The 25,053-nt window shown below is 40.7% G+C and carries 22 protein-coding genes and 3 pseudogenes; 19 read left to right on the forward strand and 6 right to left on the reverse strand.

Annotated elements, in window-relative coordinates; genetic code table 11:
* Positions 1-394: 394 nt before the first annotated feature.
* From H6G14_RS18860 to H6G14_RS18880, 5 genes are all read left to right on the forward strand, one after another.
* Entirely contained in the window at positions 395-2,134 is a 1,740-nt protein-coding gene (locus H6G14_RS18860; RefSeq protein ID WP_190568856.1) for a hypothetical protein, read from the forward strand.
* Between the two features lie 239 nt (positions 2,135-2,373).
* Complete coding sequence (locus H6G14_RS18865; protein WP_190568857.1) at positions 2,374-3,693, forward strand: hypothetical protein; 1,320 nt, start codon at positions 2,374-2,376, stop codon at positions 3,691-3,693.
* On the forward strand, positions 3,690-5,216 hold the full coding sequence (locus tag H6G14_RS18870) for a hypothetical protein (protein WP_190568858.1): 1,527 nt from the start codon (positions 3,690-3,692) through the stop codon (positions 5,214-5,216). Before H6G14_RS18865 ends, H6G14_RS18870 begins: the two co-directional genes overlap by 4 nt.
* A 15-nt stretch (positions 5,217-5,231) precedes the next feature.
* On the forward strand, positions 5,232-6,323 hold the full coding sequence (locus tag H6G14_RS18875; protein ID WP_190568859.1) for a trypsin-like serine peptidase: 1,092 nt from the start codon (positions 5,232-5,234) through the stop codon (positions 6,321-6,323).
* A gap of 219 nt (positions 6,324-6,542) precedes the next feature.
* A complete protein-coding gene (locus H6G14_RS18880; protein WP_190568860.1) occupies positions 6,543-7,796 on the forward strand; it encodes an alpha/beta hydrolase in 1,254 nt (417 codons plus the stop codon).
* Positions 7,797-8,081: 285 nt separating this feature from the next.
* Here the strand turns inward: H6G14_RS18880 and H6G14_RS18885 are convergent, their stop codons facing one another.
* From H6G14_RS18885 to H6G14_RS18900, 4 genes and pseudogenes are all read right to left on the reverse strand, one after another.
* A complete protein-coding gene (locus H6G14_RS18885) occupies positions 8,082-9,179 on the reverse strand; it encodes a hypothetical protein (RefSeq protein WP_190568922.1) in 1,098 nt (365 codons plus the stop codon).
* 40 nt (positions 9,180-9,219) lie between these two features.
* Positions 9,220-10,026, reverse strand: coding sequence for a BRO family protein (locus H6G14_RS18890; RefSeq protein ID WP_190568861.1), 807 nt, complete (start codon positions 10,024-10,026; stop codon positions 9,220-9,222).
* 105 nt (positions 10,027-10,131) lie between these two features.
* Positions 10,132-11,764 (reverse strand): annotated as a pseudogene (locus H6G14_RS18895) (hypothetical protein).
* A gap of 557 nt (positions 11,765-12,321) precedes the next feature.
* A complete protein-coding gene (locus tag H6G14_RS18900) occupies positions 12,322-12,534 on the reverse strand; it encodes a hypothetical protein (protein ID WP_190568862.1) in 213 nt (70 codons plus the stop codon).
* A gap of 398 nt (positions 12,535-12,932) precedes the next feature.
* Here H6G14_RS18900 and H6G14_RS18905 point away from each other — a divergent pair, with 398 nt between their 5' ends.
* The 14 genes from H6G14_RS18905 (at position 12,933) to H6G14_RS34345 (ending at position 24,402) form a co-directional block, all read left to right on the forward strand.
* Positions 12,933-13,559 (forward strand): hypothetical protein, encoded by a 627-nt coding sequence (locus H6G14_RS18905; RefSeq protein ID WP_190568863.1) that lies wholly within the window; start codon positions 12,933-12,935, stop codon positions 13,557-13,559.
* Positions 13,560-13,700: 141 nt separating this feature from the next.
* Positions 13,701-14,024, forward strand: coding sequence for a hypothetical protein (locus tag H6G14_RS18910; RefSeq protein ID WP_190568864.1), 324 nt, complete (start codon positions 13,701-13,703; stop codon positions 14,022-14,024).
* A complete protein-coding gene (locus H6G14_RS18915) occupies positions 14,017-14,214 on the forward strand; it encodes a hypothetical protein (RefSeq protein ID WP_190568865.1) in 198 nt (65 codons plus the stop codon). Before H6G14_RS18910 ends, H6G14_RS18915 begins: the two co-directional genes overlap by 8 nt.
* A gap of 22 nt (positions 14,215-14,236) precedes the next feature.
* Positions 14,237-14,431 (forward strand): hypothetical protein, encoded by a 195-nt coding sequence (locus H6G14_RS18920; RefSeq protein WP_190568866.1) that lies wholly within the window; start codon positions 14,237-14,239, stop codon positions 14,429-14,431.
* Between the two features lie 115 nt (positions 14,432-14,546).
* Positions 14,547-15,353, forward strand: a complete 807-nt coding sequence (locus H6G14_RS18925; protein WP_190568867.1) for a hypothetical protein — start codon at positions 14,547-14,549, stop codon at positions 15,351-15,353.
* 17 nt (positions 15,354-15,370) lie between these two features.
* Positions 15,371-15,643 carry a hypothetical protein gene (locus tag H6G14_RS18930; RefSeq protein ID WP_242053480.1) on the forward strand — a complete coding sequence of 91 codons (273 nt, stop codon included), beginning with the start codon at positions 15,371-15,373 and terminating at the stop codon, positions 15,641-15,643.
* Positions 15,640-15,894, forward strand: a complete 255-nt coding sequence (locus H6G14_RS18935) for a MerR family transcriptional regulator (RefSeq protein ID WP_190568868.1) — start codon at positions 15,640-15,642, stop codon at positions 15,892-15,894. The genes H6G14_RS18930 and H6G14_RS18935 overlap by 4 nt, the downstream gene beginning before the upstream one ends.
* Entirely contained in the window at positions 15,894-16,349 is a 456-nt protein-coding gene (locus tag H6G14_RS18940; protein WP_190568869.1) for a DUF1392 family protein, read from the forward strand. Before H6G14_RS18935 ends, H6G14_RS18940 begins: the two co-directional genes overlap by 1 nt.
* 99 nt (positions 16,350-16,448) lie before the next feature.
* Positions 16,449-16,838, forward strand: a complete 390-nt coding sequence (locus H6G14_RS18945; protein ID WP_190568870.1) for a MerR family transcriptional regulator — start codon at positions 16,449-16,451, stop codon at positions 16,836-16,838.
* Positions 16,839-16,991: 153 nt separating this feature from the next.
* A complete protein-coding gene (locus H6G14_RS18950; protein ID WP_190568871.1) occupies positions 16,992-17,993 on the forward strand; it encodes an AraC family transcriptional regulator in 1,002 nt (333 codons plus the stop codon).
* A gap of 107 nt (positions 17,994-18,100) precedes the next feature.
* Positions 18,101-20,752 (forward strand): TonB-dependent siderophore receptor, encoded by a 2,652-nt coding sequence (locus H6G14_RS18955; protein ID WP_190568872.1) that lies wholly within the window; start codon positions 18,101-18,103, stop codon positions 20,750-20,752.
* Between the two features lie 13 nt (positions 20,753-20,765).
* Entirely contained in the window at positions 20,766-21,758 is a 993-nt protein-coding gene (locus H6G14_RS18960) for an ABC transporter substrate-binding protein (protein ID WP_190568873.1), read from the forward strand.
* A gap of 18 nt (positions 21,759-21,776) precedes the next feature.
* A complete protein-coding gene (locus tag H6G14_RS18965; protein WP_190568874.1) occupies positions 21,777-23,549 on the forward strand; it encodes an ABC transporter ATP-binding protein in 1,773 nt (590 codons plus the stop codon).
* 100 nt (positions 23,550-23,649) lie between these two features.
* Complete coding sequence (locus H6G14_RS34345; protein ID WP_190568875.1) at positions 23,650-24,402, forward strand: Fur family transcriptional regulator; 753 nt, start codon at positions 23,650-23,652, stop codon at positions 24,400-24,402.
* A 201-nt stretch (positions 24,403-24,603) separates the two neighbouring features.
* Here the strand turns inward: H6G14_RS34345 and H6G14_RS18975 are convergent.
* Together H6G14_RS18975 and H6G14_RS18980 are read right to left on the reverse strand one after the other, a co-directional pair.
* A pseudogene (locus H6G14_RS18975) lies at positions 24,604-24,939 on the reverse strand (transposase); the annotation flags it as partial.
* A 2-nt stretch (positions 24,940-24,941) separates the two neighbouring features.
* Positions 24,942-25,019, reverse strand: a pseudogene (locus tag H6G14_RS18980) (DUF2887 domain-containing protein); the annotation flags it as partial.
* Between the last annotated feature and the right edge of the window lie 34 nt (positions 25,020-25,053).

Here is a 25,053-nt window from a genome sequence, read left to right on the forward strand (position 1 = left end):
GTCTACATATTTACTCTTATACAAATGATATAAGGCTTGCAAGGAAAATAACTTTTACTGACTAACTTTTATGTTATTGTGTGATAAAGCAAACTTAATTCTGACAAGTCCATTGTAGATGCTATTTCAATGAAAGCAAGAAGCTTTAAATAACTTCTTTCTTGGTTAAAAGCATTGAATATATTAATTCCTCTCACCTATATTAATTAAATTATTTATTTTTATATAAGTTTCTTCTATCCTAATAAACACTTAAAGATAAAGTTAATATAGGAACCAGATTTGATTCCTGAAATTGTTTCCGTACACACACGATAAGCAAAAGACAAGATCCAAGAGGATTACAGACAATTAAGCGTACTGAGTTTTTTTAATCAAATAGGAGTCCTATATAATGAGCTTGCCATTTCTCTTAAATCTAGTAATCGGCTTAATTTTTATTTACCTAATCTTAAGTTTAATTGCTTCAGAAATTCAGGAGATATTGACCACACTTTTACAGTGGCGTGCTGCCCACCTAAAAAAGTCAATTGAAATTCTTTTGACGGGTGGTGAGGGAACAGCAAATAATAAAAAGGTAAAGGAGATCGTTAGTGATTTATATAACAACCCTCTCATTAAAAATATTAGTCAAGAATCTAAAGAAGGTATCGAAGCATGGCTACGTCAGGCATCTCGATTTTTCGTCACATTCGGAAGAAAAAATAGTCTTACTCTAAATGGCGATGAACCTTCGTATATGCCTTCAGAAACCTTTGCATCGACATTAATGGAGAGGCTTAATCTCTCTGATATCTCTCAGAAAATAACAGTATTTAATCTGCAAAGGATGATTAAATTTGAAATCATTGTCAAAGTTGACGATTACCTTAATAATAAAAATTTAAATATTAGGAATGAAACTCGTCATGTTTTGGAAAGCGAGTTTGAAATTTTCAAAAGTAACCTCAAAGTTATTTGTGTAGATTTATATAATAAAAAAACGACTCTCTTAATTAGTATAAATGGAATTAGAAATGAGATTGATTCTTTTATTGAAACATCCAAGTTATTTGCTCCTAGTATTTCTTCATCTTCTCTGAAGCAGGATTCAGAGGAGCAAGAAGACAATCCCTTATGGTCACAAAATCAAACTCTAAGCCAACAAAATGGAGATCCTGATGTTACAAAACTTATTACTAAGTTGAAGACTTTGAAAAATGGGATTTTCTACCAAGGTGATTATATATATAAAAATGTAAGCTACAACAACATGGATGAATTAATGCGCTTACTACAACCCAGTCCTGCTCATATTTTGGATCTAGTAGTTGGCAACGTAAAATTTAAAGAACAGGAAATCAGAAACCTGAAGGGCAGTTACAAGGATTTTCCAGATGAATATGAATTTGAAAGTAAGACTTACAAGGGTTTTCCAGATAAATTTGCAAGTAAGACTTACAAGGCTTTTCAAGATGAATTTGGTAATCTTGACAAGAATGATGAGATGTATAAAGTTTACGAAGATATTAAGACAGAGATTGGAGAAATAGGAAAATGTCTGCCCGATGCAACTCGAGAAAGCTTGGCTTCTTTAGCAAAACGCGCTCAGGTTAATGTCAAATATGCTCAAGGTCAAGTGCAATCTGTGGAGGATGAAATTTATCAGTTCAAAACTGAAATTCAGGTCTGGTTTGATCGCTCAATGGAGCGAGCATCAGGAGTTTACAAACGCAATGCCAAAGGAATTGCTTTCCTAATTGGTTTCTTTCTTGCCATTGCTGTGAACGCTGACACCTTTCATATCATCAGTCGGCTAACGACAGACTCCGCACTCCGGGAAGCCCTTACTACAAATGCAGAATTGGTGACAAAAGATTGTTTGCCTACTCAAAATAATAAAGGCGCGAACACTGAGTATTTAGAATGTGTTCGTCAAAAGGTCAATTCGTCTATTTCATTGCCCCTTGGTCGGGACGAGGCCAATTTGAAACAGCAGACACAAGAAAGTAAAGGATGGTTCTATCCACCACTTAGAAGATTTTTGGGTTGGATTGTCAGTGGCTTTGCCATCATGATGGGTGCGCCCTTCTGGTTTGAATTGCTCGGCAAGATTATCAACGTTCGCAATGCAGGTAAACCCCCTTCAAGTTAAGGAAAAATGTCAACTATGGAGTGACTCAAACGTCTCAATCAGATCAATGGTGGTAAGTCCCTACTGACTCATTTCGGTCACTAAAATTACATTAATGCTATGACTTCGAGCTAACGCCATAACCTTTCGGCGTTCAGAGTCGAGGTTATTTTAAACCCCTGAACATAGACTTTAAGCAGTTTACTGTTGACGGCGATAACCGTTGGACAGGAAGAAACTTTTTATATGTAAGGAGTGCCGTGAGTTCTGACAGATTTTCCGATTCTGGTTATGCAAACAGATTTGTTATTAACGTCTTGGTAGTATTTTCTATCTTAGTAGGACTCTCGCCCTATTTTATATTAGTTGAGCGTGATCAATTATTAAGTTATCTCACGTTGAGTGTACTTATTGTCCCTATCTTATCAGTTAAAGTTAAATCATTCCAAACTCTTCGTGAAAGGGTGCCTAGAAAAATCGAGTTTCTACTGGGTGGCATCAGTTCCACTTTTTGGTCAGCGATTGCAAGTTTCATGGGAGGCATGATCTACTGGCTGATTATTGGTGTAAGTAATATTGCAAGGTACATACTTACTCAGTTTAGCTTAGACGTTCAAATTGAGATAGAATTGCCTGCTTTCTATCTTAGCCTTTTATTTGTGATTGTCTATGAATATAGAACAATCCACTTCGTTACTGACTTACTTGTGAAGCAACTATATCTGTATCCTCAAATAGTTGATAATAGATCCGTTTCTGAGCAGGTAGCTCAGTTAAGCATAGTAGGTATCTTTGTTTTCTTAATTTTTGCTTACATTAGGCTCATGGGCATATATTCAACAAGCTGGTGGTTTACTTTCTACTCGTTGCTAGCTCTTATATACATAAGTTATCGATTAGCAAGATACAACTTGCTAATACCAAAAATATTACAAGAAAGAGCTATAGCTGCTGTCGAAAAACTCTTTGAGGTGAGCGGGTATGATGTGAATTCGTCGTTTAGAACGAACGATATAGGGATTGATCCCCTTCTGACTGAAGTTAACTTTCTTGCCCGAGAAAGAAACTATTCATTTGCTGTTGAGGTAATGATAGCTAGTACCGCTAAAATTACATCTGAAACAGCAATATTTTCCCTTCTTACTGCCTCTTGGACTTTAACCAGCTTTTTCCAGAACGAAGAAGAGAGGGACAAATATTCTTCTTATGTTAAACCTTTATTTATTTTTGTTGCTTCAAAGCAATTTCCATCACTTAAAAATCTTGACAATATTGTTTGGCTTGAAGAAGAAACAGACTTGCAGGTCATCACGATTGACAATTGGAATAAGATTAAGGAGATATTGAAATTGAAGAATCTGGAGGAGCTGCAATTAAAAGCACGCGAAGATTTCAACATTCCAAGAGCCTCCAATTATAATAAACGAGGCTATTCCATATTCGTAGAAGAAAAAATATTGATTGGAAATATAAATATTATTGAAGCGATAACTGAGCCATTTGTTGAGCGATTTGCGGGCAAGGAAGCTGGGACAGATGGAAAAGGGAGAAGCAACAAAACAGAGGAAGATATGAAATGAAAGATATGTCTATTCTCAAAAAATTTGATAAATTAAAAATTTTAGGTCTGAACATATTACTAGAATCTCAAGACCTTGAAATTGATAACAAATGTATCCTTAATAATGACTGCCATTGTAGTCAAAAGATTATTTGCACTCGAATATATAACAAGAATGATAAGGATATAGAGTGCTTCTTATTCTTATTTTCTGTCAATGATTGGAAAAATGTCCAGACAATATTTAAAGACATCTGTTCTCAAGGGAGATTTAAAATAGTTAATAAAACAGTTACAATATTACACCCTGACCCTCCCAAAACTTCTCCGCTTCCTTTTGATGCTACTGAAAAATTATTTGATTCAGGATCAAGGGAGGGTATCAATATCAATTTCAAGCTAAGAGCCTTGAGTTTAATTGACGAGCTAGCAAAAAATCGAGATTATTTAATGAAATTTGTTGCTAAGAATAAATCCTTTGAAACAAATGTAAATAGTATTATACAAGAAAAATTAGAGTATTGTTTGGGTTTGGAAAAACCGCCTAACCTCTCTGGGGAACTAATTGCTCTTCAAGAGATTGTTGAAAGCTTATTTTGGTATACATATGGGGAACAGGGATTAGAAGCGCTTATAACATACATAGATCCAAAGATGATACTTCCCTTTAACTTATTAAAAACAAGTAATCATATCTTCAGTCCTATTATTGGAAGGGATTCGAGGGAGATTTATCCTAAAGGAATAGCCCCCTTAATAACTATTGATTTTCTTAATAGATGGGGCGGAAGTGATGATGGATTAAAATCTTTTTTTGAGGTGCTATCAAATCATTTTGCAAATAGTTTTGAGAGCCCTTTAGAAAAAAAGAATGAGATGAGTGTAAAAAGAATGAGCAATAAATACTATCCTAAGGGTCTCTCAGTAAAGAAGAGTGAGAGTAAGCCACAATTGTCTGACAATAAATCTTTAGAAAACGAAACCAGACGTAAATTGATAGATATTATTGAACAGTTAAACTTTTTTAGGAAACACGAAGATATAACTAATTTCCTTAAATTAATGAATGGAATAAACACAAATGATTTTCCCGACTATAGTAACAGTGGCAATATTACCAAAATATCAATAACCCTTCTGGTTTATCAACTTGAAAAAAAGAAGATACTAGAATATTTCCTGAGAACTCTGATCGAAATAAATGTACTATCCTCATTAACTCATGAGGATAGTACATTTATACTTAATTTAGCGAAGTCCGTTGAACCAAGGAGCAACGGTTTTTCTTCTGCTAAAGACGCTAAATTGGTGGCTTTGCTTGATCAGGTTATGGATGAATCTGACTTAAGAAGTTTAACACTTAAATTAAACATTGGATACGAGACGATTGAGGGACGTAGTACACTATGGAAAATTATTAATTTGGTTAATATGATGAGGAAGCGTAAAACTGTCCAAGAACTAATTAATGAGGTTAAACAAGTTAGAGAAAATCTTATTAATGACTTGGATAACTGGTCAAAAATTGATAACTCACAATAAGAGGATGAAAAGAACATGACTAATGAAACATTACTAATTAATGCTGAAAATAAAATTAAAATAAAGAAGGGCGATTTAGCTGACATTATCCCTAATATTTTCACTTACGAAGAACTCAAAAGGTTTGTTGACTATTACTTGTCTACTAATCCTGAAGAAATCAATCTTCATGGAGATATAAACCAATTTATTTATGATGCATTGATTTACTTTGAGAAACGAAGTAAATTAAAGAATGTGGTTATGGGGTTGCGCCAATGGCGTCCTAATGATCAAAAACTTTATTCGTATTCGGTGGAAGTTGGGCTGGCAGCAGAAGTCATTCCCCCAGAAATACCAGATTTTAATCTCGAATCAATCATCCGTCAAGAGACGGGAATTCCCAATTTAATGCAGTGGCGGTCAAAGCTTGGAAAAATAGAGAACCAAGTTTGTTTCATTAAATTGAAGAAAGATGATAATTCCGAATCAATTCCAAATGGTACCGGATTCTTGATTGGCGACGATCTTGTTTTGACCAACTGGCATGTAGTCGAGCGTTTTTTTGACACAGACGGAAAGCCAAAAGCAATAAAATCAGATTCGATTTCCGCTCATTTTGGTTTTTTTGCTGAGTTAGATACAAATCAAAAGCAGGCTGGCATCACATATTTATTAGATCAATCTTCCTGGCTGGCAGCTCATAGTCCTAAAGAAGAACTTGATTACGCATTATTGAGACTAGAAAAAAAAGCAGCAGCAGAAGCAGCAGGTGGTTTTGAGAACCAATCTAGAGATAGCAATATGACAAAACGAGGGCATATCGCTATGTTAGATGAAATTTCGGTAAAAGAGCAAATGCCACTATTTATAATCCAACATCCAGGTGGTAAACCAATGGGAATTGCAGTCGATCGCGTTTTAACAATAAACGAGAGGAATAACCGAATTCAGTATGTTACCAATACAGAAAAGGGATCTTCAGGTTCTCCTTGTTTTGACGCAGAGTGGAATTTAGTTGCCTTACATCATGCTGGTGGGCTTCAAGGAGTTGCTGGAGAGCGGAACCAGGGAATTCCAATCGACAAGATAGTTGAATCTCTTAAAAGTAAGAATATCCCTGTTTAGTCACTCTCGGAAAAAATAATCAAAGCAAGATTCTGAAACTTTAATTTAATCAAGCTTTGAGCCTTTATTTTCTAACAGTAACTAAAGTTTGTAGCCAAAACCTGAAAATAAAAGCTCTTAAAGGCTTTCAGCGATTGGGTTTTTCCAGAATGACAAAACAGGGATATCGACTTGAGCTAATTATTGATATCAACACATAGTGAAATACTGGGAGATGCAATGACAAGTTTAAACTTGGAGAGAGTGATCGAGGCAATGTTCGCCATTTGGCACGAGTTGCCTGAACTACTTAATGAGCGATGGGAATCATTTGAAACAGATTTATTTGAGTTTTTAAAGACAAATGCAGCCAACAAAACCAATGATCAGGTTGCACAGGAAATTCTTGAGAAGTTTGGAAAGTACGAACAAGCATTGGCACTTCTTGATTCAAAATATCAGGAATTATCACCTAAAAATTATGAAGCAGGATCAGTATCAGCCGAATACGAAATTATCCCAGTATATTTTGCCACTCCTCGTCACTACGATAGCTCCAAAAGTTTAGACCAACAGTTTACTGAAGTTCGTGGTGATGGCTCTCTTAATTATGGAGTAGCTGAAGTATCTATTCCTCCTGATCGCCGCATGGGAAGTATTAATCAACCACCATTTTGGAGATCCGAGGATATAGATAGGGATATGACAATCTATTCACTCACTAAACTATCTCAGTCAGAGTTTTCAGCACAAGCCAATAAAGCATTCAGCGGCGGACAACAGCGAGAGGGAATGGTGTTCGTACATGGTTATAATGTAACGTTCAAGACAGCGCTACTACGGACAGGTCAACTAGCCTATGATCTTGCTTTCAAAGGACTACCTTTGTTATTTAGTTGGACATCCACTGGGCATTTTATGGGTTATTCAGCCGACGAAGAAAATGTCAGATGGTCACAGCAACTTCGACATTTTGAGAGTTTTCTAGAGTTCTGCTTTAATGAACTGAAGTTGGATACGATACATCTCGTTGCTCATAGCATGGGTAATCGCATCTTGACGCAGACTTTGACGCAAATTATTAACGTCCAAACTAAAGGTAAGCTTGGTCAAGTTGTCTTTGCAGCCCCAGATGTCGATGCTGGTACCTTTAAACATCTTGCTGCATCCTTTCCATCTAATGCTGCTCGATACACACTATACACATCCAAACATGATCTTGCAGTGAGACTTTCTGAGTTTTTGCATGGTAGTTATCCTCGAGCAGGAAAGTTTAAGGATGAAAATGATGTCGTTATCGTTAACCCTGTCGAAACTCTTGATGCTTCAAATCGTCGTAACGATTTCGTGGGTCACAGCTACTTTAGCGATAACAAATCAATTGTTTCTGATATATTCCACCTATTTAAAAATAACTTGAGTCCAGATGACAGATTTGGTTTAAAAGGTAGAACTCTACAGTGTGGTAAGATGTGGATTTTTAGTAAGTTATAGTGGGATAGAGCGTGTTTCCAAACTATAACCCTTAACCCTCTTTTATCACTTTGGGATAACCCAATCGCTGAAAGCCTTTCAGAGCTTTAATATCCAGGTTTTGCCTATACATTTAAGTTACTGTTAGAAAATAAAGGCTCAAAGCTTGACTCAATCAAAGTTACAGAATCTTGCTTCGATTATTGTTTTACGAGAGTGACAAAACAGGGTTAAGCGTAAGAGGCCTTATTTTAGAGGATGGAAGTGTCCTGAACGACGATCACAACTGGTAAAACCATTATTTAGTTAAGCATTACTCGACCATTTCTCAGGATTTTGGATGGATGTAGTGCCTACTCCCCCACAGGGATACCGCCGCATCATCTCCGCCAACGCCACAGCCTCACCCTCTGGCGTATACACTGTTTCCCCCGACATAGCAATCACAATCCTGTTTTTTCTAGCCCACTCAAACCAAGCGATCGCCTCCGACTTAGCCTGTTGTGCCTCTGGCTTCCGTCCTTCCTTACAAGCAACAACAAACACAGCTTCCGGTGACTTAATCCCCTTCCAAGTCCGCACTGCCTCCTTCAAATACGCGATCGCGCCCGGTACATTCCCCCAATACCGCTTGACCGTGCTCTGAATCTCTCCATTAAGCCGAAACTGCGGAGTACAAGGAATCTCCCGTAACTGCTGCAATACCTCCTGAACTTCCTGCTGACTTGGCTGTACTGACTTTTCTTGTAATTCGATGTAATCATCATCACCAGAGTCTTCGTTATGAAAACCTGACACGGCGGCGGAAGAATGGCCATCATGAGTATCTGTCTTGCTAGTCGAGTCAACCTGTTCTATTTTTTCAACAAAGTGGGTAATCTGGGGTAACTCTAACTCTGGGGTTTGACCCGCCCCTTCCTGGTCACAGTCCAAAATCTCGTTTTCCAGTTCTTCACTTTTAGGAGGCTCAACAGCAGAGTGTTGTTGTGGTTTTGAAGTTTGAGGTTGGTTTCTGTGGTATTGTTCTGCACTGAATCTGGAACGTTCAGTTTTGCACTTGCGATGTCCTAATAACCCATTGAGTACATCAAGGTTTAATTTATACTGCCAAGTCCTATCCTGACCATTACCCGGATTCTTCTGCTTGGTGATAATCTCCATTTCCTCAAGCAGAGCGATCGCACTTCGGATAACATGAAGGCTATGCTCACCCATCAAATCAGCGTAAATGCGCTTGAGGGGCTGGTAAATCCAGGGTGTCCGGTGATTCTTCAACTTCCACTTTGTCCAGTGCCGGAAATACTCAATTAGCTTGGCCGCGCAGAAGTTACCAGTGATGTCAAGGTATTCTCGGCGTAATATCACCAGGATGGAGAATTTTTCAGTAGATGCAATGCTGCTCATATTTCACCTTCAATATATATATTTGCAGAAATTGGTAAATCTAAAACGGCACATCTTCATCCGGCGCTTGTGACCAGAACTGCCTCAAAATCTCTTGTTTGGCTAACTGAAGTTCTCGTTTCTGTTCGGGCGACATTTCACCAACTAATTGCGCTACTTCAGCCCGTTGTTGTTCTTTCAACTGCTCAACGGTGACAGAGGGCAAGGCTAACGGCTCAGTTTGACCTTGGTGAGAAGGTCGGAAGTTGAGGCGACGGAACATAAACCGAAAGTGGCGTTTGTCTTGCGGGGGCAACTGGTTCCATACTTCGGCATCCCAACCTGGGGGTACAAAATCAGATGATGGGGGCAGCAGTGTTTGTATTTGGGCTTGTAATTGGGCGATCGCTTTGCCTTGCTCCTCGATGATTTGACTTTGTTGTTCCAGCCTTTGGAGTAATTGAGCAAGTAGTTCAGAATTTTGTGGAGCTAATTCTGCCTCACGGGTTTTCACAGCAAAGTAATTCTGCGCTGCTGCTATCTCAGACTTACGTGGGTCGCCATTCATCGCCACCAAATAACAACCATGTCGTGAGAGCTTATAATTTTCCAGCACTTCACGAAATGCCTGAGATGCCCCAATTTGCGCCATTTGGACGACATCGACCAGATGGTAGGATTCATCTAAACCTGAATTTTTGGCACTGATTTTTGCTCTTTCAACAGTGTCCTTAATTCGTTTCCAAGTTTTGTAACCCAGCAAGGCTAACAATTCGGTTGCCAACCAATACTCAGTACCGTCATCATCAATTTTTCTGATTTGGTCAAAAGGGCTATCTGTAGATTGGGCTGATGTGATTGCATTCATAGTGACTCCAAATTTTGACGCATGGAAATATCACCCAAAGCTCAGGCTGAGTCTTTGTTTTGTGGGCGTTCGGCAAACAATGTCTAAAAAATCACAATCTACGGCTTACAACAGCCGTAACTCGTCTTTGAAATAGCGGTCATTCTTCTTGGGTTTGTCTTGCCAATGCTGCCAAGCCACCCACACCTCATCCCCCATGTCTTCGATGACTTCACCTTTGGCGTTATACAAAGCGCAGTAAATGTCAGCGTGGGCAACAACTGAACCAATTCGCAATTCGCAATTCTTCAGCAGGGGCTTCTTCAGGAACCATTGGTTCCGCAATGAATGAGGATTCGGCTTTCTCCAAAGCGGTGATTAACTCTGTCTCTGCGGTGGTCAATTCCGCCCAGCAATCCGCTTTGATAACCTCGTATTCCTGCGCCACACTCAAATAGTCCCACCAACTACACCCAGGCTTAGACAGCACAGCCCGAATATCGCTCACCGCTTGAGGTATTAGTTGCAATTGTTCAGCACGATAGGCGATCGCTTGTGGTGTCGGCTCACTGCCTAAGATGATTGCTGCTGCTTGCAAGGCTTGGGTGTTATTCATAGCACTGGCGAGATTACCCAAAGCAATACCCATCAGTCGCAAGCACTCGGTGGCGTTTTCCTTGGGTGGTTCTTGGGCAAGCGATCGCAGGTCAATGGTTCGGTCGAGAGATCGCTTCACTTCTTTATTGAGTGCCTTAGCTGCCTGTTTGGTCAGAGTATTGCCCCATTCTTGGGTAGGGCGTTCCTGTACAGCATTCTCCAATTCCTGAATACGCTGCTTTAACTGCTGGTTCTCATATTCCAACTGTCTCAAGGCTTCCATCTCGTCCAGCCGTTGCTGTAGCTGAATGTTCTGCTCTTTCTGTTGTTGGAATAATTGTTGTAATGAAGAGAGTTGTTCTTGTACTTGTTCTTCTGCTTTGGTTGTAGCTTCTGTGAGTAAGCCGATTCTTAACTCTTGCTCAAGTCGTTCTAATTCCTGTTGGTGCTGCTGTTTGAGTTGGGCGATTGCCTCAGAGTATTCTTTGGGGTAAGCCCGTTCTATGGAGTACGGAACGCTGGGGGCATCTAAATCGGCGTTATTGACCAGTTCCTTACTACCGTCAGCAAAAGTTACAATCTGCTGCCAGTAGTTCGGGGAGTCTGCTTCGATTGTTCCCGATTCTCCATGTCTGTGGTGAGTTGGTGACGTAACCTTGACTGTGGCAAATTCAGGAACCATTGGTTCTTGAATTTGAGGAACCACTGGTTCTTGAACTGGTTCTTTTTGCCGTGGTAGACGAGGAACCACTTTTTGGGCAGCAGCCGCAAAGTCTGATTCGCTGGGTGAGGGATTCTCTTGAAGTGCGATCGCTACGGCTTCCCTTAACTTCTCTGGTTCCTTAACCAGTCGGAGCAAAGGACGAGCTTGGCGCTCATTCTTGATGTGTTCGCCTAATTCACCAACTGTATCGATGACTTTTTTGGCTCCCAGCAGTTGGGTGATTCGTCGGTATCCACCCCATGCCAATAACTCACTTTGGCAGTATTGCTCAAAGGTTTTGTACCCTGCTTTGAGGTACATCTGTTTATCTCGCATTTGCAAAATCTCGTCAACAGCTTGCCACTCAAAGCGGTCTATGGTGGTGAAGCTTTCTTTAATGCTGTCGTTGAGAAGGCTGTAGTCAGGGGTTGATGTTTCCTCACGGTCTAGTGTCAGCATATTTTTCTCCTCTTGTAATACGTAAAAGAGGTGGTGAAAAATACTTGCATTTGGCTAATAGCTTTTTCTCGCCTTAGCTTTGCCTCAACACAACAACTAATAATGCTTTTACCTAACAGAGGTATATAAGTTTCAATAGCTGAACTTAACTCTGTGCAGAGTGCAAGAAAATTTGGTATTGTTTGGTTGGTCATAAACTGTGTGGTTTGTGAAACTTACCCAAGAGCGGTGTTTTCGAGGCAGGCGCTCTTGGGTTTAAATTTTCTGGATGATTTCAAACAACAAAGGGCATATTGTCGAAGGCGAAGAAAACATCTTGAACCAGTGACAATATGCCTTGCTTTAATTGCTGTCACCCTTGGCACACATAGAATACTCCCAAATAAGAGTAAATTACTTTCACCGGGAGTACCTTGTTATCCCAAATAGTAACACAGTATGATCACAACAGACACAATACATAAAAAGCAGTAAACCCGCCTAATGATTGGCGGGTTTTTCCTTGAGCATCTCTTTTAATTTTTCCAATAACTGCCTGAGAGAATCATTCTCTTCTCTCAGGCGGCAGTTTCCCCCAGCACTAATTCTTCCAATTTCGCTACTCTCTGTCTTAGCTCCAAAATATCGCTAGATTCAACCTTATTACCAAGGTACTGGTCAATTAACTCAATCAGGACATCAGTAGCATTCTTCCCCTCTTGCTTGACCTTTTCATAAAAAGCATCTTTCTTTTCAGGTGTAATCCTGATATTTATTCTTGTTTCACTCATAGTGATTCCTCGTTTATTGTTCAACGCTATCAGCGAAAGCATTGTAATAACAAGTGTACTCCCAAGTAGAGTAATTTAGTCATCCCAGTGGGTTGACATATGGGATAACAGGATGTACACTATATATTATGAGGTAATTTTAAACCGCCTGAAGCTTAAAAACTAAAACCTATCGAGACAGCACAAAAAACAAAAGTAACTCATAGTTAGCTTCTGTAACTACCTTTGTCTTGATAACTCTGAGATCCCTTACCTCTAAATATCAATAACGGCTACGCCAAATCTCAATGAATGCGTTGTGGCTTCCCCACAACAAAACCATTCCTAAAACCAAAGACGACCGCCTGACCTGAGAAATCTGCGATCGCCTTTTACCCTATTACATAAGGAATTTTATTATGACTTACATTGCACATACACAGCAACCCACCAGCAAACAAACCCTAGTCCAAGCTGTAGCGCCGGAACTGTTGACATCACGCGAAATTGACTTCTACGAGCATGAATTGTACATAGGTGAAAGACTGGTTGCTCGGATTGTTTACGATGACGCAGATTTTGTCACCCAACGCTGGGTCGTGATGGTGAACAATGCCGAAGTATTCCGCCGCAGTTGGTGGCAGAAGTGCTTTGATGATACCCAATGGCATTACTCACGGGGAAAACTCCCAGTACAAGAACCAGAAACCCCAACCTCTACAACGGATAACGAAATCATGGTGCAGATTTTCGATGCGTGTGAACAGTGCGGGTTGGAACTTCTCGATGATGGGATTTATACCCGTGATGGCGAGAAATTAGGACAAGTCGGTTGGACAAAGGGCAATTGGTGGGTCATCCAGGCTTCTTCAGTTGGGCAGCAAAAGGCTACGTGTGAGTCGGCGATCGCTGGGGTACGCTCACTGTTGCAAGCTGAGGTTGTCGGCTGGGACGAACTTTTGGATAAGGCTTTTGACGAGCTAACGGCTGACGAGTGGTTGCTGATGATGGAATCTGAGCCTGTCAGCGAATTGGTTGCGGCTTAGGGAAAAAGAGTGGGCAGTAATGCAGTATTGCCCACTTAATTAAATGAAGCTGAACCGGATTCAATATAACCCTTCGTTTTGGAATCGTCTTTAGCCAATTTCTCTCAAAAATTTACTAATCGCTTCACCCATCAATTCATCATGCAACCCACCATATCCATCCCAAAACATTGGGACTATCCGCGCTTTGTCTTTGGTCAACGCACCCAGCAAGGAGTCATTCTTGGACTCGAATATTATCCTGCTGATACTCAATTAGCTTACGAGTACGGTCATGGCTGGCGGTATTCTCTGATGCCTCACAAAAAATCTAATGAAGCATTCCACTACCAAGAATCGCAACTTAAGACGCTTTCAACTCAAGAATTACTTGCACAGATTACAGCAGAACTCGAACAACACCAATTGCAGATCATGATTCTGCAACAGCAATTACTGATGATTACAGGGGGGAACAATGGCTAGACCAAAGAAGAAAGGTAATGATTTGACTGCTACGAATTTGTTGTATTCACTTCGCTGTCGTGGTGGTTCTGCACCCTTGCATACAATCTATTTCTCTAACGTTGCCATCCAATCGTTATTAGAGCAAAAGCTAGCGAAAGTTAAAAATACTGGCTGTGGTTTTGTGTTGGAACTTATCGAAGAAAAATAATCAACGCAGAAAGGAAGTTTTCATGGAAGTTAATTTACTCGATTTAGTTGGTGTGACTCAATATCTACTATCCCAAATAGCCAAACATCCAGACTTCTTAAAGCTCGAATATTACCCAGACTTAACCATTGGTGATGCTCAAACTGCACTGTCTTATATCAGAGATGAGCTAGAGAACGAGCAACAGTTATCTGCTGCATCAAAGGAAACGAATTAGGAAAAAGTGAATGCCTGAACGAGTGCTATTTCTTCAGGCATTAGCTAGGTCTGTAAGTAGCATCTTCCGACAGGATTTGTATTATTGCACACTCCAAAAAATTTTGAGGTTAAGAATGAATAACGAAATTAAGTTAGGGCTTTGTAATCCTCCCGAACCCCTTTATCTATACGTCAAAAATGGGGAATTAAGCGGTGAATCGTACTTGTGGTATCACTACAACATAGAACAAGATAAAACCATTCCTGTACATCAAAAGGGTTTAACTGGCTATTTATCAGAACTGCGAGTAACAGCAAAAGAGTTCAAGGGCAAGGACAATATGAAGTTAGATATTGTCATTGCTGCTGATGAAGTTTACATCATCCGCACGGGCATAGAAACCAACTTTGCGAAGACATTTTTACTCGCAGCATCTCAAGTTTACGACTTTTCTAAACCTTTGATTATTGCTGCTACTGCTGGAGACGAGAACGTTGTGTTCTGTCGAGTATATGATGCAGCAACAAAAGTGAGAATACGCCGTGAATGGAATCCTAATGCTGACTGGGCAAGTCTTATTTCCGATATCCAATCTCGCTTGAGTGGGACATCTTCTATGGTACTAGAACAGCCCCCGCATCCCCAGGATATACGTGTGAAATATATTCGCACTTTGTTAGATTATCCACTTGATTTAGTCAAGGAGTATTTGCAGTTTCAAGATGTAACTAGCCCCAGTCAATTACCTGTTACTAAGGTGGATGCTCTCGTCAAAAATATGTGTCTTGCCTGGGCTGCTAATTATGTGGAGAATCCTCATGAAGCTAAAAGTTTATATCAACAGAAGGTGGTTGATTTGGTTGCTAATGGGGATGATGAATTGACAGCGATTAACCAATGGATGCAGCAGGTGCAAGGGGCTAACGCTGGGATGGCTTAGTGACATTTATAGGAGTCATGAATCAGAGTGTTTATGGCTCCTATTCCTACTTATTAAGTACACACGATTTAACCATGAAAGTCATCGTTACTGTCGTCGAGAAAATTACAAGTGAAGCTCACATTGATATCCCAGACGAGTTGACCCAAGAAGGAATCAAGCAAGAAATAGTTGACAGATACAACTCTGGCCAAATGCAAACTGATTTCAATATTGCTCAAGTCGATTTTATATCCATCAGCGCACAGATTTTAATAACTGAATCCAAAGAATCTGAGGCAACTGTATGACTAAAAATTTCACTCACTCAGAAAAATACAACTGTCATCAAATCGCCAGTGTTCTCTCGCTGAATTTGTCTACTGTCCGTCTTTGGATTAACCGAGGCTGGCTTAAGGCAAACAAGCGTAGTCCAAAGTATTACGAAGTCGGGATTAGCCATCTCAAACAGTTTTTAGATAACCCTCCGCAACAAATTAAAAAACGCATTGCCAGTCTGGATACCCAAGCTATTAATCATCTTTTAAAGGGGAAAGTGTAATGGAAGCAATCACTGAACTAGAGAAATGTTGGTATCTCTCGCCGCCTTGGGGTCAAGAGATTCCCTCGGTTGAAGTCAATTTGTGGGAGCGAGTTTATCTCAAGGCTTCGCGGACATTCGGATGCTGCTCTGGGCTTGGGTGGAGCAAAGGCGATTGGGTCTATTTCATCGACCTTGAAGACGAGGTTGTACACGCTACTAAGCACGAGATTGTTGCTACTGGTCGGATAGAACAGAACACTGTGAAAAAGCCAGCTTACGTTATCGGCGATCGCGTGATGTTGGTTGGTCATGCGCCAGGGACAAAGCAGCGTTTGGTTTTGGGTGTTCAGCAGGTGGATAGGGGTTGGTTTTACTTGGTTGAATGGCAATCACCTATGCTTGTACCCAGTATATCTATGCCCAATCGCTCTTCTTTGGTCAGGGAGGAAGACTTGGTACGGGTGAAAGTCTAAGTTTTCTCCAACCTTGACGAGTTTTAGTAAAAGTAACTCACGTTTAAGTCGCCACTACAAAATTTTAATTTCAATTTTGATGAGTGTTGAGATTTATCTATGAGCATTAAATGGACACAAGAAGAGTTAGACACCCTTGAGGAAATGGCAGAAATATTCACAGTAAAACAGATTGCCTTTCGCCTCAAAAGACGAGGATACTATCGTAGCGAGTTAGCAATCGCTTGCAAATTGTATAAACTTGGTTACTCTATCCGTCCCACCCTTGATAATTATAGTTGTAGCGAAATTGCCAAGAATCTTTGCTTACATCCAACAACTATTACTAAATGGGTGAGACAGGGCTGGCTCAAAGCGAAAAAACGCTCTGTTCATTGTTATCAGGTCAGAAGTCAGGACTTAAAACGGTTTTTCCAAAATCCGCCTGCATCAATTAGAACGCGGATTGCGGCAATAGGCCCACAGGTTATCAGCTATTTGGTGGGGTAATCGGTAGTTTTATGTCAAATAAGCAGAATGTAGAATGTAGACATAGAAAGGGATAAGGGTAGACGGAAGGTAGGCATTTGCTGTCTGGTATTTTGATTCTAGGGCTATAGTGGTAAATTTATTGATAATAAATTGCACTTAGCTCACTCCAGCATGACACTCATCCTCAGCCAATCAGACCTTGACGAACTGCACCAACAGGCTTCTAAACCCCAGGTGGAAAATCTTGTACTTGATAGCTTTGAGAGGCTTGAGGGCGTACCGGAAATCGTAGGACAGGGCTATGATCGCAGCATGAAGCTATCGCCTGGGGTGTCGTTAAATTTTTCAGATTGCGAATATCACCAGGACTTGATGGTAAAAACGCCTGCCCATGAGCATCCGATTCAGTTCACGATTTTTCTATCAGGCTACCTTTATGTTGATGAAGTTCATCCTCATATCGGTGGGACACGTAGCTACTTTTCGGGTAGCGGAATTTCGCCTAGCTACATTGAAAAGTATCGTGCTGGAGACCGTTTAATTACGGTGAATGTAGAAATTGAACCACAACTGATAGAATCATTTTTGATTGAGGATGGGCAGTATAGTTCTGATATCCAACAATTACTATTCAAAGGAGAAGACTGGAAAAACTCATTTTATCCAAAAGTGACACCAGCAATACGCGAGCTTGCTCAACAAATGTGGAATGCACCCTATCGTGGTACAGCAAAACGGATGTATCTCCAGGCAAAGGTGTTTGAAATAATAGCGATGTACTTGGATTTGATTTCAGCAGATCGACAGCCAATTCATACCACGCTGGGATTTAAACCTGACACCATCGCCCGCATTTACCACGCTAAAGAAATTTTGACAACACAATTTGAGCATCCGCCATTGCTTTCGGAACTAGCGCAGCAAGTAGGTGTCAGCGTTAGCACTCTCCACAGAGGTTTTACTACACTCTTTAACACAACTGTCATGGGTTATTTGGCACAGCAACGGTTACAAAAGGCAGAGATTTTATTGTGTCAAGGCAATTATCAAGTGTCAGAAGTTGCCAATCTAGTAGGGTATAGCCACCTCAGTCGTTTTGCAGCAGCATTCAAGCGACAGTATGGCATCACACCTAGTCAGTGTTTGGCAGGTAAAAAAGTAGTTTTCGGCTAATAAATGGCATTTTTCGGATAGACACGCCACAGTCAACTTCTCTACACTACACCTTATTGTTATCAAAAATCATTAGCAACAAAAGCTGCAAGGCTCTGTGAGGAACTATGAGGGGTTGGTGTTTATCTGTTCGTCTATCTTTTTTAATCAGTGTTTCGGGATGTTTGAGTATTGTTGCAGTTTCATCGGTATTGGCTAGTGAAAAACAGCAAGATGTAGATACACAACATCAAACAAGTTTTCAAATTCGCCAACCCAGCAAAATAGAACTACCCACGACTAACGCCCAACTGCTAGTACAGTCACCAACTCCCAGCAATTCCCCTGCCGTTTCGGGAAGTATTGTCACAATTACGGGAGTGAAAGCAAATCCCACGGATAAAGGTGTAGAGATAATTTTAGAGACAACGCTTGGGGAACAACTGCAAGTCTCAAATCGCAGTGCTGAGAATAACTTTATTGCAGATATTCCTAATGCTCAATTGCGTTTATCCAGTGGTGAAGCCTTTACATTTCGCTCGGAAAAACCAGTCAATGGAATTACAGAAATTACAGTTACAAATATTGATGCAAATACTGTAAGGGTGACGGTGGTGGGTGTTGCAGCATTACCCACAGTTGAGTTATTTGATGATGATGCAGGACTGGTTTTTGCGGTAACATCTACGACAACGGCGACAAAACCACCCCAAACACCGCCAACTGAAGAACAGCCAGCAAGCGAAACACCAACAGCACAGCAGGATGACCCGATTGAGTTGGTGGTGACGGGTGAACGGGATAGTTATCGTGTACCGAATGCGAGTACGGCGACGCGGACGGATACACCATTACGGGATATTCCCCAGTCGATTCAGGTTGTACCCCAAGAGGTATTGCGCGATCGCAGCGTCAGAACTCTAACACAAGCAGTAGAAACTGTCAGTGGTGTAACTCTATCTTCTTCCTATTCGGGTTCGGTTGGTACTGTTGGTGGTTTTAGAACCATTCGAGGATTCGTTCAAGGAGGCAGTTTCCGGAATGGTCTTAATGGCGATCCCGGTATTGGTGTTAACCCAATTGGAACGATTGAGCAGGTTGAAGTATTAAAAGGGCCTGCTTCGGTTTTGTTCGGAGCATTAGAACCAGGTGGGGTTATTAACACTATTACTCGGCAACCATTAGCTGAACCTTATTACAGACTTGGGTTTGAAGCAGGGAATTTTGGACGCTATCAACCCAGTGTTGACTTGTCAGGCCCACTAACAACAGATAGGAGCATCCTTTATCGCTTTATTGCTGCTTATGACGGTGGAGAGGGCTTTCAAGATTATACCAACTCTCAAACAACAACCATTGCACCTTCACTGACATTCAAAATAGGAGATCGGACAAATCTAAATATTTACTATGAGTATGCTAGATACTACGCCAACCCTTCTAGCAGTTATACTGCGCTTCTGGGTGATGGTAGCCTACCACCTAGAAGTTTTTATCCTAGTTATGGGACATCACTGGAGAGTGAAAGCCAAAGATTTGGTTATGCCCTAAACCATGCGTTTAACGATAACTGGCAGGTTCGCAATAACCTTGCTATTAATTTTACAAACTTTTCAAATCGGGAAATCTATTATTTAGGAATATTGGATGACCGCTTTCTATCAGGGTTTGAAAATTTTGCAGCTGATGATTCAATTAGTACCTATTCTGGGCAAATTGATTTGCTTGGGAAGTTTAAGACTGGCTCAATTTCTCATCAGCTTTTAGCTGGCTTTGATTTCAACCGTAGAGTACAGTACTTTGGGCAACTTCAGGAGTCAACTAGTTTACCAGACCTAGATATATTCAATCCAAATTACGATGTCACGGTACCTGATTTTCTGATACCAGTCTTTACAAACCAGGATATCACTCAATCCTACGGAGTTTACCTTCAAGATCAAATTGCTTTTAGCGATAATCTCAAGTTGTTGATTGGTGGTCGCTATGATTGGATATCTTCTAGTGGGTTCAGACTTATTGACAGCGACGATCCATCCCAAAATGACGGAGCCTTTAGCCCTCGAATTGGACTGGTTTACCAACCCAGTGAAAACATCTCACTTTACACTAGCTATAGCCAATCCTTCCGCCCAGCAGTGGGACGCAACCCAGACAATAGAGCATTTGAACCAACTAGAGGAACTCAATACGAAGTCGGTATTAAAACTGATTTCTTAGACGGCAGGCTTTCAACAACTCTAGCCGCCTATAATCTCACAAAAACCAATGTACTGACTCCCGACCCCGACCCTGTTCTAGCTTTACAGGGTTTCCAAGTACAAGTAGGAGAACAACGCAGTCGCGGAATTGAGCTAGACGTTGCAGGTGAAGTTTTACCTGGTTGGAGGATTGTAGCTTCCTATGCTCTGACTGACGCAGAAGTCACCGCCGATAATTCCACACCCAGCCGAATCGGTAATCGCCTAGAAATGGTACCACAACATCAAGCAAGTCTATGGACAACCTACACAATTCAGGGCGGAGATTTGCAAGGGTTGGGATTTGGATTAGGACTATTTTACGTTGGTGAGCGGCAAGGTAATTTGGATAACTCATTTCAGCTAGGCGATTACTTACGTACTGACGCAGCACTTTTCTATCGTCGAGATAGATTTAATGCGGCAATTAATGTTCGCAATCTTTTTAACACAGATTACCTTAGTGCAACTATCGGCGAAATTTATAATTTTAGGGGCGAACCATTTACCATTACTGGCTCTGTGAGTTGGGAGTTTTAATTTGCTGTTCATCATGAGAAATAAAGCTACCCGTAGCATCGCTTTGATTCTGCTTTTCCTGACAACTATTATTGCTTTATCAATTTCCGCTTGCAACAATATAATCCAATTAGAGCAACCAAAAGCAAATTCGACTGCTATTCCAACTAACAAGACAGCGACAGGAACACTAGTAGCAACAAAAATAGTTAGCCATGCTTTTGGTCAGCTTGAAATTCCCATTCATCCCCAGCGTATAGTTTTGGTGGATGATTATTTCCTACTCGATTCTCTACTAGCATTAGCCATCAAGCCAGTAGGTTATGCAACCTGTCTTACTTGTATAGGAGAAGGTTCACTAACTCGACTCGCTGTTGATATCCCTATAGTTGGTAGTAGAGAAAATCCTTCTCTGGAAAAAATTCTCACCTTAAAACCAGATTTAATTTTAGGAAGTGAATGGCAAAAACAGAGTTACCCACTTCTCTCTGCGATTGCGCCTACAGTAATGCTACCTAATTCTAGTAAAGCAGACTTTAAAAGAGATTTGCAATACATCGCCAAAGTAGTAGGGAAAAGTGATCGTGTTGAGGCAATTCTAGCCGATTATGAAAAACGAATTCAACTATTCCGGCAGAAGGTCGGAACAAAACTGAAAGCAAAGACAGTATCCGTATTTGTCATTGCTGGTTCAACTATTGGTGTTTATAGGCCAGACAGTATTTATTTAAGCCAGATACTAAGTGATATTGGTCTTCAATTTATTCCAGCTTATAAAAAGCTAAAAAATGATTGGTTAAGCTTAAGCATCGAAACTTTACCTGAGTACGATGCTGATTTTTTGTTTGTGATGATAGTTCTCGAAAGAGGCTCTAAAAACCTAAACTCGTTATCTTTTTTGAAACAACCAATTTGGCAAACCCTAAAAGCCGTTCAGAAGAAACAGGTATATGCAGGACAATGGCTTTCTGTTGCAGGGCCAATCACAACTAATAGATTTATTGACGACCTTTATCAATCCTTCTAAATTATCATTTCTATTACAATGGCAACACGCTCTGCTCACCCCCTCCCGCATTTACTACGCTATGCTAAACCCTATCAACTTCAAATTTGCGGTGCAGTTCTTTGTTCGATTTTGCGTACTCTATTAGACCTAGCACCACCTTTTCTCATCGGTATTGCGGTAAATGTGGTAGTCGAACGAAAAACTTCGTTAATTGCGCGGTTTGGCATTCAAAATCCCCTGACTCAGTTATTAGTATTGTCTATGTTGACGATCGCCGTCTGGGGTTTAGAATCCCTCAGCCAATATGCAGCCGACAAACTCTGGCGTAATTTAGCACAAGCCCTACAGCACGAACTACGAGTTGATACTTACAACCACTTACAATCATTAGAACTCGGCTACTTTGAAGACCGCAGCACGGGCATCTTGCTATCTATTCTTAATGATGATATCAACCAGCTTGAGCGGTTTCTCAACTTTGGCGCTCAGAACCTCATCAACTTTTTCACACGAGTATTTGCGGTGGGAATGAGCTTTTTGCTGCTCGCTCCCGGTATTGCGTGGATGGCGATGTTACCCATCCCGTTTATCCTATGGGGAACTTTTACCTTTCAATCCCGTTTAGCTCCCCGCTATGACACAGTACGCGATCGCGCCGGGATTATCAGCGATCGCCTGGCTAACAACATTTCTGGTATTGCCACCATCAAAAGCTTTACGGCTGAAGCTTATGAAAGCGATCGCGTTTACCAAGAAAGTGATGTCTATCGTCGCAGTAACAAAAAGGCGATCGCCTTAAGTGTAGCTTTTCAGCCCGTGCTGAGATTTTTGATTTTACTAGGGTTTGTACTGACGCTGTATTTGGGTGGTCGGGAAGTGCTTCAGGGTAGCCTGAGTGTGGGTACTTATGGCTTTATGGTATTTATTGTGCAAGATTTACTCTGGCCGTTCACGGAACTGAGTGAAATCATGGATGAATATCAGCGAGCGATGGCATCGGTGCGGCGTGTCATGGGTTTACTGGATACTGCGATCTCAATTCCCCACGGTAATAATTCCTTACCAATTGCAACTATAGCCCGTCAAGTGCAATTTGATAATATTACCTTTGCCTACAGCGATCGCAACGATATACTCAAAAATTTATCTCTCCAGATTCCCAGAGGAGCCACAATTGGTATTGTGGGAGCAACGGGTTCTGGTAAAAGTACGTTAGTTAAACTACTACTACGGTTTTATGAAGTACAAAATGGACGTATTTTAATTGACGACATTAATATCCGCGACCTCAATTTATTCGATTTACGGCGTTGTATTGGTTGGGTAAGTCAGGATGTGTTTTTATTTCACGGTACGGTGGCTGAGAATATTGCTTATGGTAGCTTTGATGCAAGTCACGATGAAATTATCCATGCTGCCAAGTTAGCTGAAGCTCACGAATTTATTGTGCAACTACCCCTCCAGTACGATACTATCGTGGGCGAAAGAGGTCAAAAGCTTTCTGGTGGTCAACGCCAACGTATTGCTATAGCCCGTGCTATTCTCAAAGACCCACCAATTTTGATTTTGGATGAAGCGACATCTGCGGTGGATAATGAGACGGAAGCGGCGATTCAAAAGTCACTGGCGATGATTACCCAAAATCGCACGACAATTGCGATCGCTCACCGTCTTTCGACAATTCGCCACAGTCATTGTATTTATGTGATGAATGATGGTCAAATTTTCGAGCAGGGTCAGCATGAGGAGTTACTAGCACTTAATGGTATCTATGCTAGTCTTTGGCGCGTGCAGTCTGGTACTCATTAATACTTTCTTTTAACTATTTTTGATAACTACAGGCAAGCCTTACACAACTTTTATTAGTAGTTTTACAGCACTTAAAAATTTTCTTGAGGAAGCTGTGATTATGGATAATTTAGATTCATTAAAAAGCAAATTCAATACTCAGGGTTATCGATTCACCCCTCAACGCCAATTAATTTTTGACTTTTTTCAAACTCTGCCAACAGGTAAACATTTAAGTGCTGAGTCACTACACCTGTTACTGCTAGAACGTGGGGAAGCAATGAGTTTATCTACGGTTTACCGTATCCTCAAAATCATGACTAATATGGGGATTATCCGAGAAGTAGAATTGGCACAAGCACAAAAACATTACGAACTCAACACCATCTCTACCCATCATCACCATATTGTGTGTGTTCAATGTCATCAGATTATTGAGTTTGAAAATAAATTTATTCTCCAACAAGGCTTAAGACAAGTAGAAACAATAGGATGGCAACTAATTGATTGTAAATTTACACTGCAAACTATTTGCCCAGAAGCTCTACAAAGGGGATGGCCGAAAATATCTAGTAATTGGGTGTGTCCTCGATTTCTCAAGGCAGACAAAGAAAAAAACTCAACTCATCAGCAACCAGATTTAAAGACCGGTATCAAAGAAAAATCTGAGCGTCGCATCGATTTAAAAGGAGAATATATTGTAGTTTATATACCCAAAGATGAGATTGAGAACTGTCAACACAAAGCAAAGTTGATTACAGGATGGCGTTTTTCAAGAACAGATAAAACCTGGCATTTCCCTGTAGAAAAATCTTCAGATGTACTAAACCTTTTTCCAGGATACGAAATAGATCCAAAAATATTGAAAATTTGATGCTACTCATTCCTGCACCCGATGCCGCCGCACCACAACAATTCGCTTCGGGGCTAACGCACCGGATACCGCCGCATCATCTCCCGCAAAGCCACCGCCTCACCATCCGGCGTGTACACGACCTCACCCAATACGGTTCGGAGAAGCAGAGGAGGCAGGGGAGGAAAGGAGGTTATTTTCATAATTTACGCTATGTGCGACTTAATATTCTGTAACAAGATGGTCGAACTGAAGTGGGTCATAATTGTGGCGATTAAGCCAAAAACAGACAGTATGAGCTAAAATCTTGCGATTGAGACGACTGGTAAGATGCCACATATCTCTAACTCGAATCTTTTCTATATGAAATCTTTCCACTAATTGACCAATTACTGTTTCAATGAGGCGACGAAAGCGTTGCATTAATCGAACTGAAGATTGACTACGAGAGTCAGACATATTAGAACGCAGAGGGGTTTGTAAATTAATACCCACTCTTTCAAGTTCTCCTGACAAAAACTGACTTAAATAACCCTTGTCTGCAATTAATAAACCTTGTTTGGTGGATTTGTCAATAACTCAAATAACAAACTGGGAGATTGTTGAAATAACTTATAAAATATCGAATCTCGGCGCATGGAAGATTGGCTTAAACCTTGGGAAGAATTTTAG

The sequence above is a fragment of the Nostoc parmelioides FACHB-3921 genome, from assembly GCF_014696625.1.
Classification (GTDB): Bacteria; Cyanobacteriota; Cyanobacteriia; order Cyanobacteriales; family Nostocaceae; genus Trichormus; species Trichormus parmelioides.

Coding starts and splice junctions, on each gene's coding strand:
- H6G14_RS18860 (WP_190568856.1), top strand. CDS start 395: ATGAGCTTGCCATTTCTCTTAAATCTAGTAATCGGCTTAATTTTTATT.
- H6G14_RS18870 (WP_190568858.1), top strand. CDS start 3,690: ATGAAAGATATGTCTATTCTCAAAAAATTTGATAAATTAAAAATTTTA.
- H6G14_RS18875 (WP_190568859.1), top strand. CDS start 5,232: ATGACTAATGAAACATTACTAATTAATGCTGAAAATAAAATTAAAATA.
- H6G14_RS18880 (WP_190568860.1), top strand. CDS start 6,543: ATGACAAGTTTAAACTTGGAGAGAGTGATCGAGGCAATGTTCGCCATT.
- H6G14_RS18885 (WP_190568922.1), bottom strand. CDS start 9,179: ATGAGCAGCATTGCATCTACTGAAAAATTCTCCATCCTGGTGATATTA.
- H6G14_RS18890 (WP_190568861.1), bottom strand. CDS start 10,026: ATGAATGCAATCACATCAGCCCAATCTACAGATAGCCCTTTTGACCAA.
- H6G14_RS18900 (WP_190568862.1), bottom strand. CDS start 12,534: ATGAGTGAAACAAGAATAAATATCAGGATTACACCTGAAAAGAAAGAT.
- H6G14_RS18905 (WP_190568863.1), top strand. CDS start 12,933: ATGACTTACATTGCACATACACAGCAACCCACCAGCAAACAAACCCTA.
- H6G14_RS18910 (WP_190568864.1), top strand. CDS start 13,701: ATGCAACCCACCATATCCATCCCAAAACATTGGGACTATCCGCGCTTT.
- H6G14_RS18915 (WP_190568865.1), top strand. CDS start 14,017: ATGGCTAGACCAAAGAAGAAAGGTAATGATTTGACTGCTACGAATTTG.
- H6G14_RS18920 (WP_190568866.1), top strand. CDS start 14,237: ATGGAAGTTAATTTACTCGATTTAGTTGGTGTGACTCAATATCTACTA.
- H6G14_RS18925 (WP_190568867.1), top strand. CDS start 14,547: ATGAATAACGAAATTAAGTTAGGGCTTTGTAATCCTCCCGAACCCCTT.
- H6G14_RS18930 (WP_242053480.1), top strand. CDS start 15,371: ATGAATCAGAGTGTTTATGGCTCCTATTCCTACTTATTAAGTACACAC.
- H6G14_RS18935 (WP_190568868.1), top strand. CDS start 15,640: ATGACTAAAAATTTCACTCACTCAGAAAAATACAACTGTCATCAAATC.
- H6G14_RS18940 (WP_190568869.1), top strand. CDS start 15,894: ATGGAAGCAATCACTGAACTAGAGAAATGTTGGTATCTCTCGCCGCCT.
- H6G14_RS18945 (WP_190568870.1), top strand. CDS start 16,449: ATGAGCATTAAATGGACACAAGAAGAGTTAGACACCCTTGAGGAAATG.
- H6G14_RS18950 (WP_190568871.1), top strand. CDS start 16,992: ATGACACTCATCCTCAGCCAATCAGACCTTGACGAACTGCACCAACAG.
- H6G14_RS18955 (WP_190568872.1), top strand. CDS start 18,101: ATGAGGGGTTGGTGTTTATCTGTTCGTCTATCTTTTTTAATCAGTGTT.
- H6G14_RS18960 (WP_190568873.1), top strand. CDS start 20,766: ATGAGAAATAAAGCTACCCGTAGCATCGCTTTGATTCTGCTTTTCCTG.
- H6G14_RS18965 (WP_190568874.1), top strand. CDS start 21,777: ATGGCAACACGCTCTGCTCACCCCCTCCCGCATTTACTACGCTATGCT.
- H6G14_RS34345 (WP_190568875.1), top strand. CDS start 23,650: ATGGATAATTTAGATTCATTAAAAAGCAAATTCAATACTCAGGGTTAT.